Below are 13,364 nucleotides of genomic sequence, written 5' to 3' on the forward strand. Positions count from 1 at the left end.
GGCCCGGCGGGGGAGCCGAGGCCGGGGAGGCGCGGCAGTCGGCCGGACCACGGCCGGGACCGGGGGAGCGGCATGACGGGTACCGGGGCGCGGACGGCGGCGGCCACCACGGCGGCTCTCCCACCCGACCCACCGGTGTCCCTGTGGCGGCAGCGGAACTTCGCCGCCCTCTGGTCCGCCCACACCGTCAGCCAGTTCGGCACCCAGCTCGGCTTCTTCGTCCTGCCCGTCCTCGCGCTCACCACCGTCGGCGCGACCCCCGCCCAGCTCGGCCTGGTGTCCGCCGCCGAGACCCTGCCGTTCCTGCTGGTCGGCCTGCCCGCCGGCGCCCTGCTCGACCAGTGGGACCGGCGGCGGGTGATGGTCGTGGCGGACGCGGGCCGGGCGGTCGCGCTCGGCGCCGTCCCGCTCGGCTACGCGTTCGACCTGCTGAGCGTGCCGCTGCTCTGCGCGGTCGCCTTCGTCACCGGCCTGTTCACCGTCTTCTTCGACATCGCCGACCAGGCCTTCCTGCCCGAGGTCGTCGGCCGCCGCCGGATCGCGGGCGCCAACAGCCGTCTGGAGTTCTCCCGTTCGGCCGCCGAACTCTCCGGACCCGGCCTGGCCGGCCTGCTGCTGCAGTGGGTGACCGCCCCGCTGGTCCTGCTCGGCGACGCGGTGAGCTACCTCGTCTCGGCGCTGCTCCTCGGTGCGATCCGCCCCCCGGGGCCGGCCGCGGGAACGGCTGTGGGAACGGCCGCGGGAACGGACCCGCGGCCGCCCGCGGCGCGGGAGCGGATGCGCACCCGGATCGCCGAGGGCCTGCGCTTCGTGCTGCGCCACCGCGCCCTGCGCTCACTGGCGCTGGCCACCGCCGTCGCCAACCTGGCCGGGCTCGGCGGCGCGCTGAGCGCCCTGCTGCCCGCCTTCGCCCTGCGGGACCTCGGGCTCTCGCCCGGCCGGCTCGGCCTCGCGCTGACCCTCGGCAACGCCTGCGCCCTGCTCGGCGCGCTGTTCACCGCCCGGCTGGTCCGGCTGCTGGGCCTGGGCCGGCTGCTGCTGGCCGCCCGGTGCCTGCCCGGCCTCGGCGTGCTGCTGCTCGCCACGGCCGAGCCGGGCCGCGCCGTCCCCACCCTGGCGGTGGCGGCCGGGCTCATCGCCTGCGGCGTCACCGCCTACAACATCGCCCAGGTCAGCCTCCGGCAGGCGGTGACCCCGGCGGCGCTGCAGGCCCGGATGAACGCCTCGGTCCGCTTCGTCGTCTGGGGGACCCTGCCGCTCGGCGCGGCCGCCGGAGGCCTGCTCGGGTCGGTGGTCGGTCCGCGCCCGGCGCTCTGGGCGGTCGCGGGGGTGGCGCTGCTCTCCGTGCTGCCGCTGCTGCTGAGCCGGGAGATCCGCACCTTGCGCGACTTCCCGGAAGACAGCGGGAATTGACGTATCGTCAGGTGAGGTAGGGCGGCCGTCCGGCCCACCAGTGGCCGGGGGCCTCGGGGGCGCGGCTGGTCCAGAACTCGATGAGGCCGGAGATGAACTCCTCGGCGGAGAGGGTGCCGTCGCCGTCCACGTCGAGCCGGCCGAACGCCTCGTCCGCGTCGTCGCGGGAGAGGGCGGCGAAGTGGCCGCGCTGGAAGACGAAGAACTCGCCCGCGTCCACCGTCCCGCTGCCGTCCACGTCGGCGACGGCCAGGAACGCCTCGGCGAGCGCGCCGAAGACGGTCCGCGCGGCCACCCGGTCGTCGGCGAGCGCGCGGGTCGAGGCGACGAACTGACGGCGGCTGATCGCCGTGGTCCCGATCGGCAGGTGGGAGACGTGCAGGTCCCGCCAGATGGCGAGGTAGGCGGCGACGATCCGCTGCTCGGCGGTCGACCCCTCCCCGTGCCCCAGGGAGCGGGCCACCGCCCGGCCCATCAGCACGTGGTCGTGCTCGGTCAGCAGGCCGTCGCCGTCGGCGTCGAGGTGGTCGAACCCGTGGTTGATCCTCGCGAGCAGCAGTTCCTCGGACACGTCTCCCCCGGCTGGTCGGTCCCGGCGATCACAGCAGAATCCGTCACAACGGTCGGACGCAGCACGCTAACCCGCCGGGCGCCGGGCGCGCAGCCGAAGCCGCGAAGTGGCGCCCGGCCGGATCGGGGCCCGCCGGTCAGTCCGCGCTCCGGAGCGCCGCGTCCGCCAGGCGCTCGGCCAACTCTCCGAACGCCGTCCGGAGTTGTTCGTCGCCGATGCCGTTGGCGTAGCCCTGGAAGGCGAGGGCGGCCTGGGCCTGGACGGCCGGGGCGGCGTAGCCGGGGTCGACCGGGTGGGGGCCGGCGGGCGGCCAGGGGAGCGGCCAGTGCCGGGGCCACGGGATGCGGCCGTGCGGGGTGCCGCACCAGTCGTCGCCCACCTCGGCGAGGATCTGCCGGGCGTCGCCGCCGGAGACGCGGGCGGTGATGGCGGCGTTGGCGACCGAGCTCACGGTGCCGGCGACGGCCAGCCGCAGTTCGGCGGCGCCGGGCGGGATGGGCTGCGGGTTCAGCCCGGCCGCCTCGCCGCCGTCGGCGCGGGCGGCGAGGCGGACGCCCGCGACGGCCCCGAGGGCGAAGCCGTGCGGGATCAGTCCGTCCAGGGCCGCGGGGTTGAGACGGCCCACGAGCGAGACCAGGGAGACGGATCGGTGGACGAGTGTGGTCATCGGGAAACCCCTTCTCCGGGGGATGAATGCGGCCGTGTGCTCACGGCCGGTGACCGATCGTAGGCGGAGCGGTCGTGGAGAAGGGGGACCGACACCACCCCCGCTCAGCGGGCGGCGGCCAGCAGTTCGCGGGTGTACGCGGTGTGCGGGGCGGCGAAGAGCCGGTCGCGGTCGGTGGACTCGACCAGGCGGCCGCCGTGCATCACGGCGACGCGGTCGCAGAAGTGGCGGACCACCGCGAGGTCGTGGGAGACGAACAGGAAGGCGACGCCGAGGCGTTCGCGCAGCTCCATCAGCAGGTTGAGCACCTGGGCCTGGACCGAGACGTCCAGGGCGGAGACCGGTTCGTCGGCGATGATCAGCCGCGGTTCGGGGGCGAGGGCCCGGGCGATGCCGATCCGCTGGCGCTGGCCGCCGGAGAACTCGTGCGGGTAGCGGTCCAGGTGGGCGGGCGGCAGGCCGACCTGCTCGAGCAGTTCGGCGGAGCGTTCGCGCCGCTGTCCGGCGTCCAGCGCGGTGTGCAGCCGCAGCGGGGTGTCCAGGGTCTGGGCGACGGTGCGGCGCGGGTTGAGCGAGGCGTACGGGTCCTGGAAGACCAGCTGGACCTCCTTGGCGAGCCGCCGCCGCAGGGCCCGGTCGGGCCTGGTGGCGTCCACGCCGTCGTAGCGGACGGTGCCGGCGGTGGCGGGCTGCAGGCCGGCCAGCACCCGGGAGGTGGTGGACTTGCCGGAGCCGGACTCGCCGACCAGGCCGAGCGTCTCGCCGGGCGCGATGCGCAGGCTGACGCCCTCGACGGCCCGGACCGGTGCGGGCCGTCCGCGCCCCGGCAGGGGGAGGCCGCGGCGGCCGGGGAAGTGCACGGCGAGGTCCTCGACCTCGGCCAGCCAGCGGCCGTCCGCCCCGGCGGCCCGCGCGGTCCGGCGGGCGGAGGACGGGGGCGCGGTGCGGGGCGCGGGCGACGGGTCGTCGACGGTCGGCAGCGGCGTGCCCGGGACGGAGTCGAGGGTGAGCGCGGCGCCCACCAGGGCTCTGGTGTACGGCTCACGGGGCGCGGCCAGCAGGGTGGCGGTCGGGGCGCTCTCCACCGCCCGGCCGCCGCGCAGGACGAGCGTGCGGTCCGTGGTCCCGGCGACCACCCCGAGGTCGTGGCTGACCAGCAGCACCGCCGTGCCGTGCTCGCGCTGCAGCGCGCCCAGCAGGTCCAGCACCTGGCCCTGCACCCGGGCGTCGAGCGCGGTGGTCGGCTCGTCGGCGATCAGCACGTCAGGGTCGTTCATCAGCGCCATCGCGATCATCACGCGCTGGCGCATGCCGCCGGAGAACCGGTGCGGGTGGTCGCGCACCCGGGCGGCCGGGATGCCGACCCGGTCGAGCATCGCCGCCGCCCGCCGGCGGGCCTCGGCGCGGCCGGTACCGGGGTGGTGCAGCCGGTACATCTCGGCCAGCTGGGCGCCGACGCCGTGGAAGGGGCTGAGCGAGGTGAGCGCGTCCTGGAAGACCAGGGCCACCCGGCCGCCGCGCACCCGCCGCAGCACGGACTCCCCGGCGCCCACCAGCTCCTGCCCGGCCAGCCGGATCGAGCCGGTGACGGCGGTGGTGCGCGGGTCGTGCAGACCGAGGACGGCGAGCCCGGTGGCGGACTTGCCGGAGCCGGACTCGCCGACCAGGCCGAGCACCTCGCCGCGGGCGAGGTCGAAGGAGAGGCCGCGCACGGCGGTGACGGGCGCACCGCCGCGCGGGTCGGCGAAGGTGACGGACAGGTCCCGGACGCTGAGCACCGGCGTCGCCGGCTCGTCGGCGGGGAGGGGGGAGGGGGTCATGGCGGCGGGCTCCAGAGGGGCGGGGAGGTCAGCTGAGGCGGATGCGCGGGTCGAGCCAGGCCACCACGAGGTCGGCCAGCGCGACGAACAGCACGACGAAGCAGGCGGCCAGCAGGACGGCGCCGACCACGGCCGGCAGGTCCTGCCCCTCGACGGCCTCGATGGCGAACCGGCCCACGCCGTTCAGCCCGAACACCGTCTCGGTGATCACCGCGCCGCCGAGCAGCGCGCCCGCCTCCAGGCCGAGCAGCTGCACCAGCGGTCCGGCGGCGCCGCGCGAGGTGTACTTGAGGTGCGCGCGCAGCCGTCCGAGGCCCTTGCCGCGGGCCGTGCGGACGTACTCCTCGTTCATCGTCTCCAGCAGCTGCGAGCGCGACAGCCGGGCGAACACCGCCGAGTTGACGAAGCCGAGGACGAGCCAGGGCAGCAGCATGCCGCCCGCCCAGGCGGCGAGGTCGGTGGCCGGCGGGGTGTAGGAGGGCAGCGGCAGCAGCCCGGTGGTGTAGACCAGCCCCCACTGGGCGACGTAGCCGAGGAAGTAGATCTGCACGCTGGCGCCGACCAGGGTGAAGCCGGAGAGCAGCTTGTCCGTCCGGGTGCCGTGCCGCAGCGCGGTGACGAAGCCGGTGCCGAGCCCGAACAGGACCAGGACGGCCAGCGCGCCCGCCGCCAGCGAGACGGTGACCGGCAGGTGGTCGACCAGCGCCTCGGTGACCGGCTGGTGCAGCCGGTAGGAGTAGCCGAGGCACGGGGCGTCGCAGTGGATCGTGGAGCCGTCCACGTCCTGGACGTCCCGGCCGGCGACGATCCCGGCGAGGTAGTCGCTGTACTGGGCGAGCAGCGGCTGGTCCAGGCCCATGCTCGTGCGGACCGCCGCGACCTGGCCGGTGTCGCAGCGCGGGCCGCAGGCGGCGCGGGCGGGGTCGGCCGGGCCGGCGTAGAAGAGGGCGAAGGCGGCGGCGGAGACCGCGGCCAGGACGGCGAGCGCCTGGAGGATCCGCCGCAGGGCGAAGGAGAGCATGGTGGCCGGTCCGGGTTCGAGGGGGGCGTCGGGCCGGCGGGCCCGCCGCGCGCACCGGGCGGCGCGTCGCGGCGGGTCCACCGGGGACTTCGGGTCAGGACTTGAGGTACAGCCAGGCGAGGCTGACCGTCCCGTAGATCGGGTGGATGAAGGCGCCGCCGACGTTGGAGCCGCGCAGCTGGTTCGCCGTCGGGTAGGTGAACGGCAGCACCGGCTGGTCCTTCATCACCGTCTGCTCCAGCGCGTACAGCTCCTTGGCCTTGGCGTGCGGCTCGCCGATCTGGTTGATCCGGTCGATCTCCTTGTCCACCTCGGCGTTGCGGTAGCGGGCCGGGTTGAGGTCGCTGTTGGCGCGGCCGTCGAAGAAGAACGGGATCAGCGTGGAGGGCGTCGGCCAGTCGACCGAGGTGGTCTCCTCCCACAGGTCGTACGGGGAGTCGGCGCGGTGCACCTCGTCCAGCAGCGCCTTGGGGTCGACCGGCTTGGGCACGACGGTGATGCCGGCCTTGGCGAAACCGTCGACCAGCACCTGGGCGACCCGCTGCCCCTCGGGGGTGTTGGCGTGCGCGTAGGTGAGCGTGCCGGGGGCCTTGCCGGCCTTGGCCAGCGTGGCCTTGGCGGCCTCCGGGTCGCCCTCCGGACGGGCCGGGGCGAGGTCGTACTTCTGCCAGTCGAGCAGGGCGGGGGAGCTGAGCGTGGTGGCGAGCTCGCCGGCCCGGGTGCCGCCCCGGACCTGGCGGGCCTGCTGGCGCGGGTAGGCGAGGTTGAGGGCCCTGCGGACCTCGACGTCGGCCACCCGCTCGTTGTTGAGCATCAGGTAGGTGACGAAGGCGCCCTGCCGCCCGGAGACGACCAGCTCCTTGGCCTTGGGGTCGGTGTCCACCGTCTGGTACAGCTCGGGGGAGAGCAGGGTGGCCGCCGTGGTGGCGTCGGCGCCGCCGTCGCGCCCGGAGAGGATCTCCTGGTTGATGTTGAGCGCCTCCTTCCCGAAGGTGAAGACGAACTTCTCCGGGTACTGGCTGCGGATCGGGTCGGTCTCCGGCTTCCAGTGCGGGTTGCGCTCCAGTACCAGCCGGGTGTTCTGGACGTGCTCGACGATCCGGTACGGGCCGGTGGCGAACGGCTGGCGGTCGTAGTCGGTGCCGGTGTCCTTGTCCTGGCGCACCGGCGAGGAGGAGGACTGCGCGGCCATGTACGGCACGTCGGCCTGCGGCTGCGGGAAGTGGAAGACGAGGGTGCGCTCGTCCGGCGTCTCGATCGCGGCGAGGTCGCCGTCCTGCGGGCCGCCGTACTTCTTGCGGGCGTCCTCGTAGCTGGCCTCGCCGGTGAGCCACTGCGGCCAGTACGGCGGGCCGACCTCGTAGCCCTTGCCGAAGGAGCGCTCGATGCCGTACTTGACCTGCTGGGCGGTGATCGGCTGGCCGTCCTCCCAGGCCACGCCCGCCTTCAGCCGGTACGTCCAGGTGCGGCCGCCGTCGGTGGCGGTGCCGGTGTCGGTGGCGAGGTCGCCGACCAGCTTGGCCTTGCCGTCGACCACCTGGTACTGGGTCAGCTGGCGGCCCCAGAGCAGCGAGGTGTTGTAGGTGGCGCCCGCGTACACCTTCTGCGGGTCGTAGTGGCGGAAGTCGGTGGCGTTGTAGACGTTCACCGTGCCGCCCTGGCGGGCGCCGGGGACGGCGGGGGCCGGGCCGGTGCTCTCCTGCTCGCTGCCGAGCGCGGCGGTCAGCGGCGAGGCCTCCTTGGCCGCGCCGCCGGGTCCGGCGGTGGAGGAGGTGGAGCTCGCGCCGGCCGAGCAGGAGGTCGCCAGCAGGGCGGTCGCGAGGACGGCGAGGGACGGTCTGATCCAGCGCATGGCGAATCTCTCCTTGGCCCGGGGGTTCCGGGGTCGGGTCGGGTGGGGCGGTGAAGGTGTACGACGGGAAGGGGAAGTCTCAGCGGGCGGCGCGCGGGTCCAGGGCGTCCCGGACGGCGTCGCCGAGCAGGTTGAAGGCGAGCACGAACAGCAGCAGCGCGACGCCGGGGAAGAACATGTACGTCGGATCGGCCTGGAAGACCTCGGAGCCGCGGGAGATCATCCGGCCCCAGTCCGGGACCGGCTCGTTGACGCCCACGCCGAGGAAGGACAGCACCGCCTCGGAGGCGACGAAGGTCGGCACCGCCATGGTGGCGTGCACCAGCAGCTGCGCCCGGACATTCGGCAGGAGTTCACGGAAAACGATGTGGAATCCGCTCGCGCCGATCGCCCGGGCGGACTGCACGAAATCCCTTTCCCGGAGTGACCGGACGGAGGCGCGCAGGGAAAGCGCGAGCGGAATCCAGCCGAACGCGGAGAAGACCAGGACGAGCACCAGGAACTGCATCCACTCCGGTTCCGCGGTGCCCGGATCGACCAGTCGGGACTGGATCACCGGGCTGAGCGCGAGCAGCAGGAGCAGCGTCGGGAAGGCCAGCAGGACGTTCGACAGGAAGCCGAAGAGCCGGTCGGTGATCCCGCCGAGGTAGCCCACCGCGACGCCGGCCAGCACGCCGAGCGTGGTGGTCACGGCGGCCGAGAGGAAGGCGATCAGCAGCGAGGTGCGGATGCCGTACAGCAGCTGGGTGAACACGTCCCGCCCGAGGCCGGGCTCCAGGCCGAACCAGAACTCCCCGGAGATGCCGCCGTTCGGCGCGATCGGCAGGCCGCCGTCGCTGAGCAGGCCGGGCGTGTTCTGGCCGTAGTGCTCGGTGGGGTTCTTGCCGTACAGCGCGGCGATCAGCGGGGCCGCCAGGGCGAGCAGCAGGAAGAGCGCGACGACGCCGAGCGCGACGGCCCCGGTGCCCTCGCGGCAGACGCGGCGCAGCAGGCTCGTCGGGGCGGGCGCCGGGGGCGGCACCGGGGCGTCCGGTGCTGCGACTTGTTCGACCACTGCCATGAGAGGCGTACTCCCCGAATTCTCTGCCGCCCCGTGGGTATGGGTGCGTCGACGTGCATTTCCGGCCGGCCGCTCCGGGGGTTTCCCGGAAGGCCGACCGGCGTCATCAGATCGGATGGCGGGGAGTTTTCGCAAATCATTCCGAAGGCACCCGCGGAGTGGTTCGGGTGCTTTGTTTCGGCCAAGATGACGGCTTCATTCCGCCGCAATACTGCTGTAGCAGTAGAACGGACATATTCGGGCAAACGGAGTGTCATGTCCGCCGCCGTCCCGTATCGTGAGATCTCCGCCACAGACCGCCCGGCATTGGTACGATTCCGGCGGGCCGCGACTGGCGCGCACGGATGGAATCGACCATCGGGAAGCGGCCCCGTGCCGAATCACGACGCAGTTGCCGAGCGCCTGGGCCTCCCGACCTCCCCACCAGGAGACCGCCATGGCCCCGCAGCCGCACACGGCCGCCACCCCCGCCGCCAACACCGCCTTCCGCTCCGCGCTCGACGTGGTCCGCGAGGTGGAGCCGCGGATCGCCGCCGCCATCGGCCAGGAGATCGACGACCAGCGCGCCTCGCTCAAGCTCATCGCCAGCGAGAACTACGCCTCCCCGGCCGTCCTGCTCACCATGGGCAACTGGCTCAGCGACAAGTACGCCGAGGGCACCGCCGGCCGCCGCTTCTACGCCGGCTGCCGCAACGTCGACACCGTCGAGACCGTCGCCGCCGAGCACGCCCGCGCCCTGTTCGGCGCCGACCACGCCTACGTCCAGCCGCACTCCGGCATCGACGCCAACCTCACCGCCTTCTGGGCCGTCCTCTCCCAGCGGGTCGAGAGCCCCGCCCTGGAGCGCGCCAAGGTCCGCAACGTCAACGACCTCGGCGAGCAGGACTGGGCGCAGCTGCGCCAGGAGCTGGGCAACCAGCGGATGCTCGGCATGTCCCTGGACACCGGCGGCCACCTCACCCACGGCTTCCGCCCCAACATCTCCGGCAAGATGTTCGACCAGCGCAGCTACGGCACCGACCCGGCCACCGGCCTGATCGACTACGACGCGCTGCGCGCCACCGCCCGCGAGTTCCGCCCGCTGATCCTGGTGGCCGGCTACTCCGCCTACCCCCGTCTGGTGGACTTCGCGAAGATGCGCGAGATCGCCGACGAGGTCAGCGCCACCCTGATGGTCGACATGGCGCACTTCGCCGGCCTGGTCGCGGGCAAGGTGCTGACCGGCGACTTCGACCCGGTACCGCACGCCGACATCGTCACCACGACCACCCACAAGTCGCTGCGCGGCCCGCGCGGCGGCGCGGTGCTCTGCACCACCGAACTCGCCGAGCACGTCGACCGCGGCTGCCCGCTGGTGCTCGGCGGCCCGCTCTCGCACGTCATGGCCGCCAAGGCGGTCGCCTTCGCGGAGGCCCGCCGCCCCGAGTTCCGCGGCTACGCCCGGCAGGTCGTCGACAACGCGCAGGCACTCGCCGAGGGCCTGCTGCGCCGCGGCGGCACCCTCGTCACCGGCGGCACCGACAACCACCTGGTGCTCGCCGACGTCTCCGGCCACGGCCTGACCGGCCGCCAGGCCGAGGCCGCGCTGCTCGACTCCGGCATCGTCACCAACCGCAACTCCGTCCCGCAGGACCCGAACGGCGCCTGGTACACCTCCGGCGTGCGGATCGGCACCCCGGCGCTCACCACCCGCGGCCTCGGCACCGCCGAGATGGACGAGATCGCCGCCCTCATCGACACCGTGCTGCGCGCCACCGCCCCGGCGGCCACCGCCTCCGGCGCCCCGTCCAAGGCCCAGTACACCCTGGACCCGGCGGTCGCCGAGGGCGTCGCCGAGCGGGCCGCCGACCTGCTCGCCGGCTTCCCGCTCTACCCGGGCGTCGACCTGGTCTGACCCCCCCGGCGGCCCCGGCGGCCCCGGCTGCCCCGGCGGCCCCGGCCGAGTCTCCCGCCCGGCCGGGGCCCCACGCCTCAGTACTGCAGCGACTTGTACTGCAGGAACTCCTCCAGGCCGCGCCGGCCCAGCTCGCGGCCGAGGCCCGAGTTCTTGTAACCGCCGAACGGCGCAAGGGGGTTGAAGCGACCGCCGTTGAGGTCGATCTGCCCGGCGTCCAGCCGGCGGGCGAAGCGGGCGGCGGTGTCGGTGTCGGCCGCCCAGACCCCGCCGGCCAGGCCGTACTCGGTGGCGTTGGCCAACTCGGCGGCGTGGTCCTCGTCCTCGTACGCCAGGACGGCCAGCACCGGCCCGAACACCTCCTCGCGGGCCACCGCCATGTCGGCGGTGACGTCGGCGAGCACGGTCGGGCGGACGTAGAAGCCGGTCGCGAGGCCGTCCGGGGCCTCGGCGCCGCCGGTCACCAGGCGCGCGCCCTCGGTGAGCGCGCCGGTGATGTAGCCGCGCACCCGCTCGCGCTGGCGGGCACTGACCAGCGGCCCGACCCGGGTCCGCGGGTCCGCCGGATCGCCCGGGAGGTACGTGCCGGCCGCCTTCGCGGCGAGCGCCACCGCCTCGTCGTACTGGTCGCGGTGGACCAGCAGCCTGGTCCACGCGCTGCAGGTCTGGCCGGAGTTGGCGAACACGTTGGCGACGTTGACCTTCACCGCGCGGGCCAGGTCGGCGCCCGGCAGCACCACGTTGGCGGACTTGCCACCCAGCTCCAGGGCCACCCGCTTGATGCCGCGCCCGGCCGTCTCGGCGACCGTCCGCCCGACCGCCGTCGAGCCGGTGAACGACACCACGTCCACGTCCGGGTGGGCGGCCAGCGCCGCGCCCGCCACCGCGCCGGTCCCCGTCACCAGGTTGAACACCCCGGCGGGGAAGCCCGCCGCGTCGACCAGCCGGGCGAACAGCCGGGCCACCAGCGGGGTGTCCTCGGCCGGCTTGAGGACCACCGGGCAGCCGGCCGCCAGCGCGGGCACCACCTTGGCGGCGATCTGGTGCAGCGGGTAGTTCCACGGCGTGATCGCCGCGACCACCCCGGCGGGCTCGGCGTGCACCACCGAGTTGCCGATCCGCTCCTCGAACGGGTAGTCGGCCAGCAGCTCCAGGTACGACTCGGTGACCGTCAGCGGCAGCGTGGCCTGCACGGCGGTGGCGAAGGAGATCGGCGCGCCCAGTTCGGCCGTCACGGTGGCGGCGATCTCCTCCTGGTGCGCGGCCAGGCCGTCCCGCAGCCGGGTCAGCGGCGCCAGCCGCTCGGCGGCGGTGGTCGCCCCCCAGCCGCGGGCCGCCCGGCGGGCCGCCGCGACGGCGGCGTCGACGTCCGCCGCGCCGCCGGCCGGGACGGTGGCGAGCAGGCGCTCGGTCGCCGGGTCGAGCACCGGGATCGACCCCTGGTCCAGGGCGGGCCGCCAGGCGCCGTCGACGTACTGGTCCGTGTACTGCGCGTACCCCTCGGCCCGCTCGGTGTCGCCCGCCATGTGCTGCCCCTTCACGTGGAATCCGCTGCTCGAGGTGGTGCCTCGGCCCGACCTGGGCCCGGCCCCGGACCAGTCATACGGTGCGCGCCCCCGGGGAGGCAAGGCCCGCCCGCCCCGCGCGCCGCGACGCCACCGCGGCAGGTCTTCGGCCGGAACCGCGGTGGGCAGCTCCGGACGGGTGAAGATCGTTTTCTGTGATGATGAAAAGTCGGGTGGTCCGACGGCAGTATGGACGAACCGGTCCCCGCTCGGAGCGGACCGTGGTCAAGTACGCCCACAACCGGCCGGGCGGCGACACTCTTTCTCCCGACTTCCTCCCGACTTCGCCCAAGTCCGTTCGGTGGCGCGTGGATTGCGGCGAACCCGGGCACTTCGGACTACCGTTGGCCGCAGGTCAGGTTCTGTTCACGTGCCCGTGGCGCCACTCTGCCCGGGGCGGGGCCGCCGAGGAACGCCGTCGGCCGCCGGCGACGAGGCCTTCCGAGCCCGGAGATCCTGCCCGTGGTCGTTCGTACCGACTTAGGAGCCGCCTCGTGACCGACGCCGCACTCAGTGCCGACCAGCAGCAGCCGGCGGAACCGGCGGTGCTCGACGACGTCCCCGGCTGGTTCTGGGAGCACGACCGCCACCTCTTCGACTGGTTCCTCGGCCGCCAGGAGAAGGCGGGCCTGTCCGGAGACCTCCTGGAGATGGGCGCCTACCTGGGCCGCAGTGCGATCGTCATCGGGGAGCACCTCCAGGCGGGCGAGACCTTCACGGTCTGCGACCTCTTCGACTCGGACGCGCCGGACGACGACAACGCCGCCGAGATGGACATGTCCTACCGCAGGACGCTGACCCGCACCGCCTTCGAGAGCAACTACCTCTCGTTCCACGACCGGCTGCCGGAGATCGTCCAGGCCCCCACCTCGGCGCTGGCCGGCGGCCGCGTCCCGCCCGGCGCGTTCCGGTTCGTCCACATCGACGCCTCGCACCTCTTCGAGCACGTGGCCGGCGACCTTCAGGTGGCCCGGGCCGCGCTCGCCCCGGAGGGCGTCGTGGTACTGGACGACTACCGCTCCGCGCACACCCCGGGCGTCGCCGCCGCCACCTGGGAGGCGGTGCTCAACCACGGCCTGCGGCCCATCGTGCTCACCGAGGCCAAGTTCTACGCCACCTGGGGCGACCCGGAAGCCGCCCAGCTCGACCTGCTGGCCCACCGCGGCACCCTGCCGCGGTGCGACATGACCAACGAGATGATCGCCGCGCACCGGGTGGTGCGGATCGGCGGCAGCTCCGACGGCGCCGAGCCGTTCCGGGTCTCCCGCCACCACGCCCGGCTGACCGTCGAGGCCGAGCGCCGCGAGCTCGCGCGGGCCGCCGAGGAGGCCCTGCGCGGCGCCGAGCGCGAGCGCGACGAGGCCCTGCGGGACCTCGCCGAGCGCCGCACCCGCGCCGCCGAGCGGCGTCGGCCGGTCAATGTCGCCAAGCGGGCGGTGGGGGACCTGCTCCCGCCCGTGGTCACCTCTGCCCTCCGGCGCGCCCGCCGCGGCTGACGCCG

10 protein-coding genes and 1 riboswitch are annotated in these 13,364 nt (G+C 74.4%); of the genes, 3 read left to right on the forward strand and 7 right to left on the reverse strand.

The annotated features are described in order from the left end of the window. Positions 1–72 precede the first annotated feature (72 nt). Positions 73–1,413 (forward strand): MFS transporter, encoded by a 1,341-nt coding sequence (locus ACFCLZ_RS31575; RefSeq protein ID WP_380281300.1) that lies wholly within the window; start codon positions 73–75, stop codon positions 1,411–1,413. A gap of 7 nt (positions 1,414–1,420) precedes the next feature. Here the strand turns inward: ACFCLZ_RS31575 and ACFCLZ_RS31580 are convergent, their stop codons facing one another. From ACFCLZ_RS31580 to ACFCLZ_RS31605, 6 genes are all read right to left on the reverse strand, one after another. Beyond that, the gene (locus tag ACFCLZ_RS31580) at positions 1,421–1,984 is read right to left on the reverse strand and encodes an EF-hand domain-containing protein (protein WP_380281301.1); all 564 of its coding nucleotides are present in this window, start codon (positions 1,982–1,984) and stop codon (positions 1,421–1,423) included. A 136-nt stretch (positions 1,985–2,120) separates the two neighbouring features. Continuing rightward, positions 2,121–2,651 carry a hypothetical protein gene (locus tag ACFCLZ_RS31585; protein ID WP_380281302.1) on the reverse strand — a complete coding sequence of 177 codons (531 nt, stop codon included), beginning with the start codon at positions 2,649–2,651 and terminating at the stop codon, positions 2,121–2,123. A 104-nt stretch (positions 2,652–2,755) separates the two neighbouring features. Continuing rightward, positions 2,756–4,471: a dipeptide ABC transporter ATP-binding protein gene (locus ACFCLZ_RS31590; protein ID WP_380281303.1), complete on the reverse strand. Its 1,716-nt coding sequence runs from the start codon at positions 4,469–4,471 to the stop codon at positions 2,756–2,758. 28 nt (positions 4,472–4,499) lie between these two features. Next, positions 4,500–5,492 (reverse strand): ABC transporter permease, encoded by a 993-nt coding sequence (locus ACFCLZ_RS31595; RefSeq protein WP_380281304.1) that lies wholly within the window; start codon positions 5,490–5,492, stop codon positions 4,500–4,502. 94 nt (positions 5,493–5,586) lie between these two features. Continuing rightward, the gene (locus ACFCLZ_RS31600) at positions 5,587–7,344 is read right to left on the reverse strand and encodes an ABC transporter substrate-binding protein (RefSeq protein ID WP_380281305.1); all 1,758 of its coding nucleotides are present in this window, start codon (positions 7,342–7,344) and stop codon (positions 5,587–5,589) included. 79 nt (positions 7,345–7,423) lie between these two features. Beyond that, positions 7,424–8,404 (reverse strand): ABC transporter permease, encoded by a 981-nt coding sequence (locus ACFCLZ_RS31605; protein ID WP_380281306.1) that lies wholly within the window; start codon positions 8,402–8,404, stop codon positions 7,424–7,426. A gap of 317 nt (positions 8,405–8,721) precedes the next feature. After that, a riboswitch (ZMP/ZTP riboswitch) is annotated at positions 8,722–8,819 on the forward strand. A gap of 21 nt (positions 8,820–8,840) precedes the next feature. Between ACFCLZ_RS31605 and ACFCLZ_RS31610 the strand changes: the two genes are divergently transcribed. Further along, positions 8,841–10,298, forward strand: a complete 1,458-nt coding sequence (locus ACFCLZ_RS31610) for a glycine hydroxymethyltransferase (RefSeq protein WP_380281307.1) — start codon at positions 8,841–8,843, stop codon at positions 10,296–10,298. A gap of 77 nt (positions 10,299–10,375) precedes the next feature. Here the strand turns inward: ACFCLZ_RS31610 and ACFCLZ_RS31615 are convergent, their stop codons facing one another. Further along, the gene (locus ACFCLZ_RS31615; protein ID WP_380281308.1) at positions 10,376–11,824 is read right to left on the reverse strand and encodes an aldehyde dehydrogenase family protein; all 1,449 of its coding nucleotides are present in this window, start codon (positions 11,822–11,824) and stop codon (positions 10,376–10,378) included. 533 nt (positions 11,825–12,357) lie between these two features. Between ACFCLZ_RS31615 and ACFCLZ_RS31620 the strand changes: the two genes are divergently transcribed. After that, positions 12,358–13,359 (forward strand): class I SAM-dependent methyltransferase, encoded by a 1,002-nt coding sequence (locus ACFCLZ_RS31620; RefSeq protein ID WP_380281309.1) that lies wholly within the window; start codon positions 12,358–12,360, stop codon positions 13,357–13,359. Positions 13,360–13,364: the final 5 nt, after the last annotated feature.

This window comes from Kitasatospora purpeofusca, from assembly GCF_042691725.1.
Taxonomy (GTDB): domain Bacteria; phylum Actinomycetota; class Actinomycetes; order Streptomycetales; family Streptomycetaceae; genus Kitasatospora; species Kitasatospora purpeofusca_B.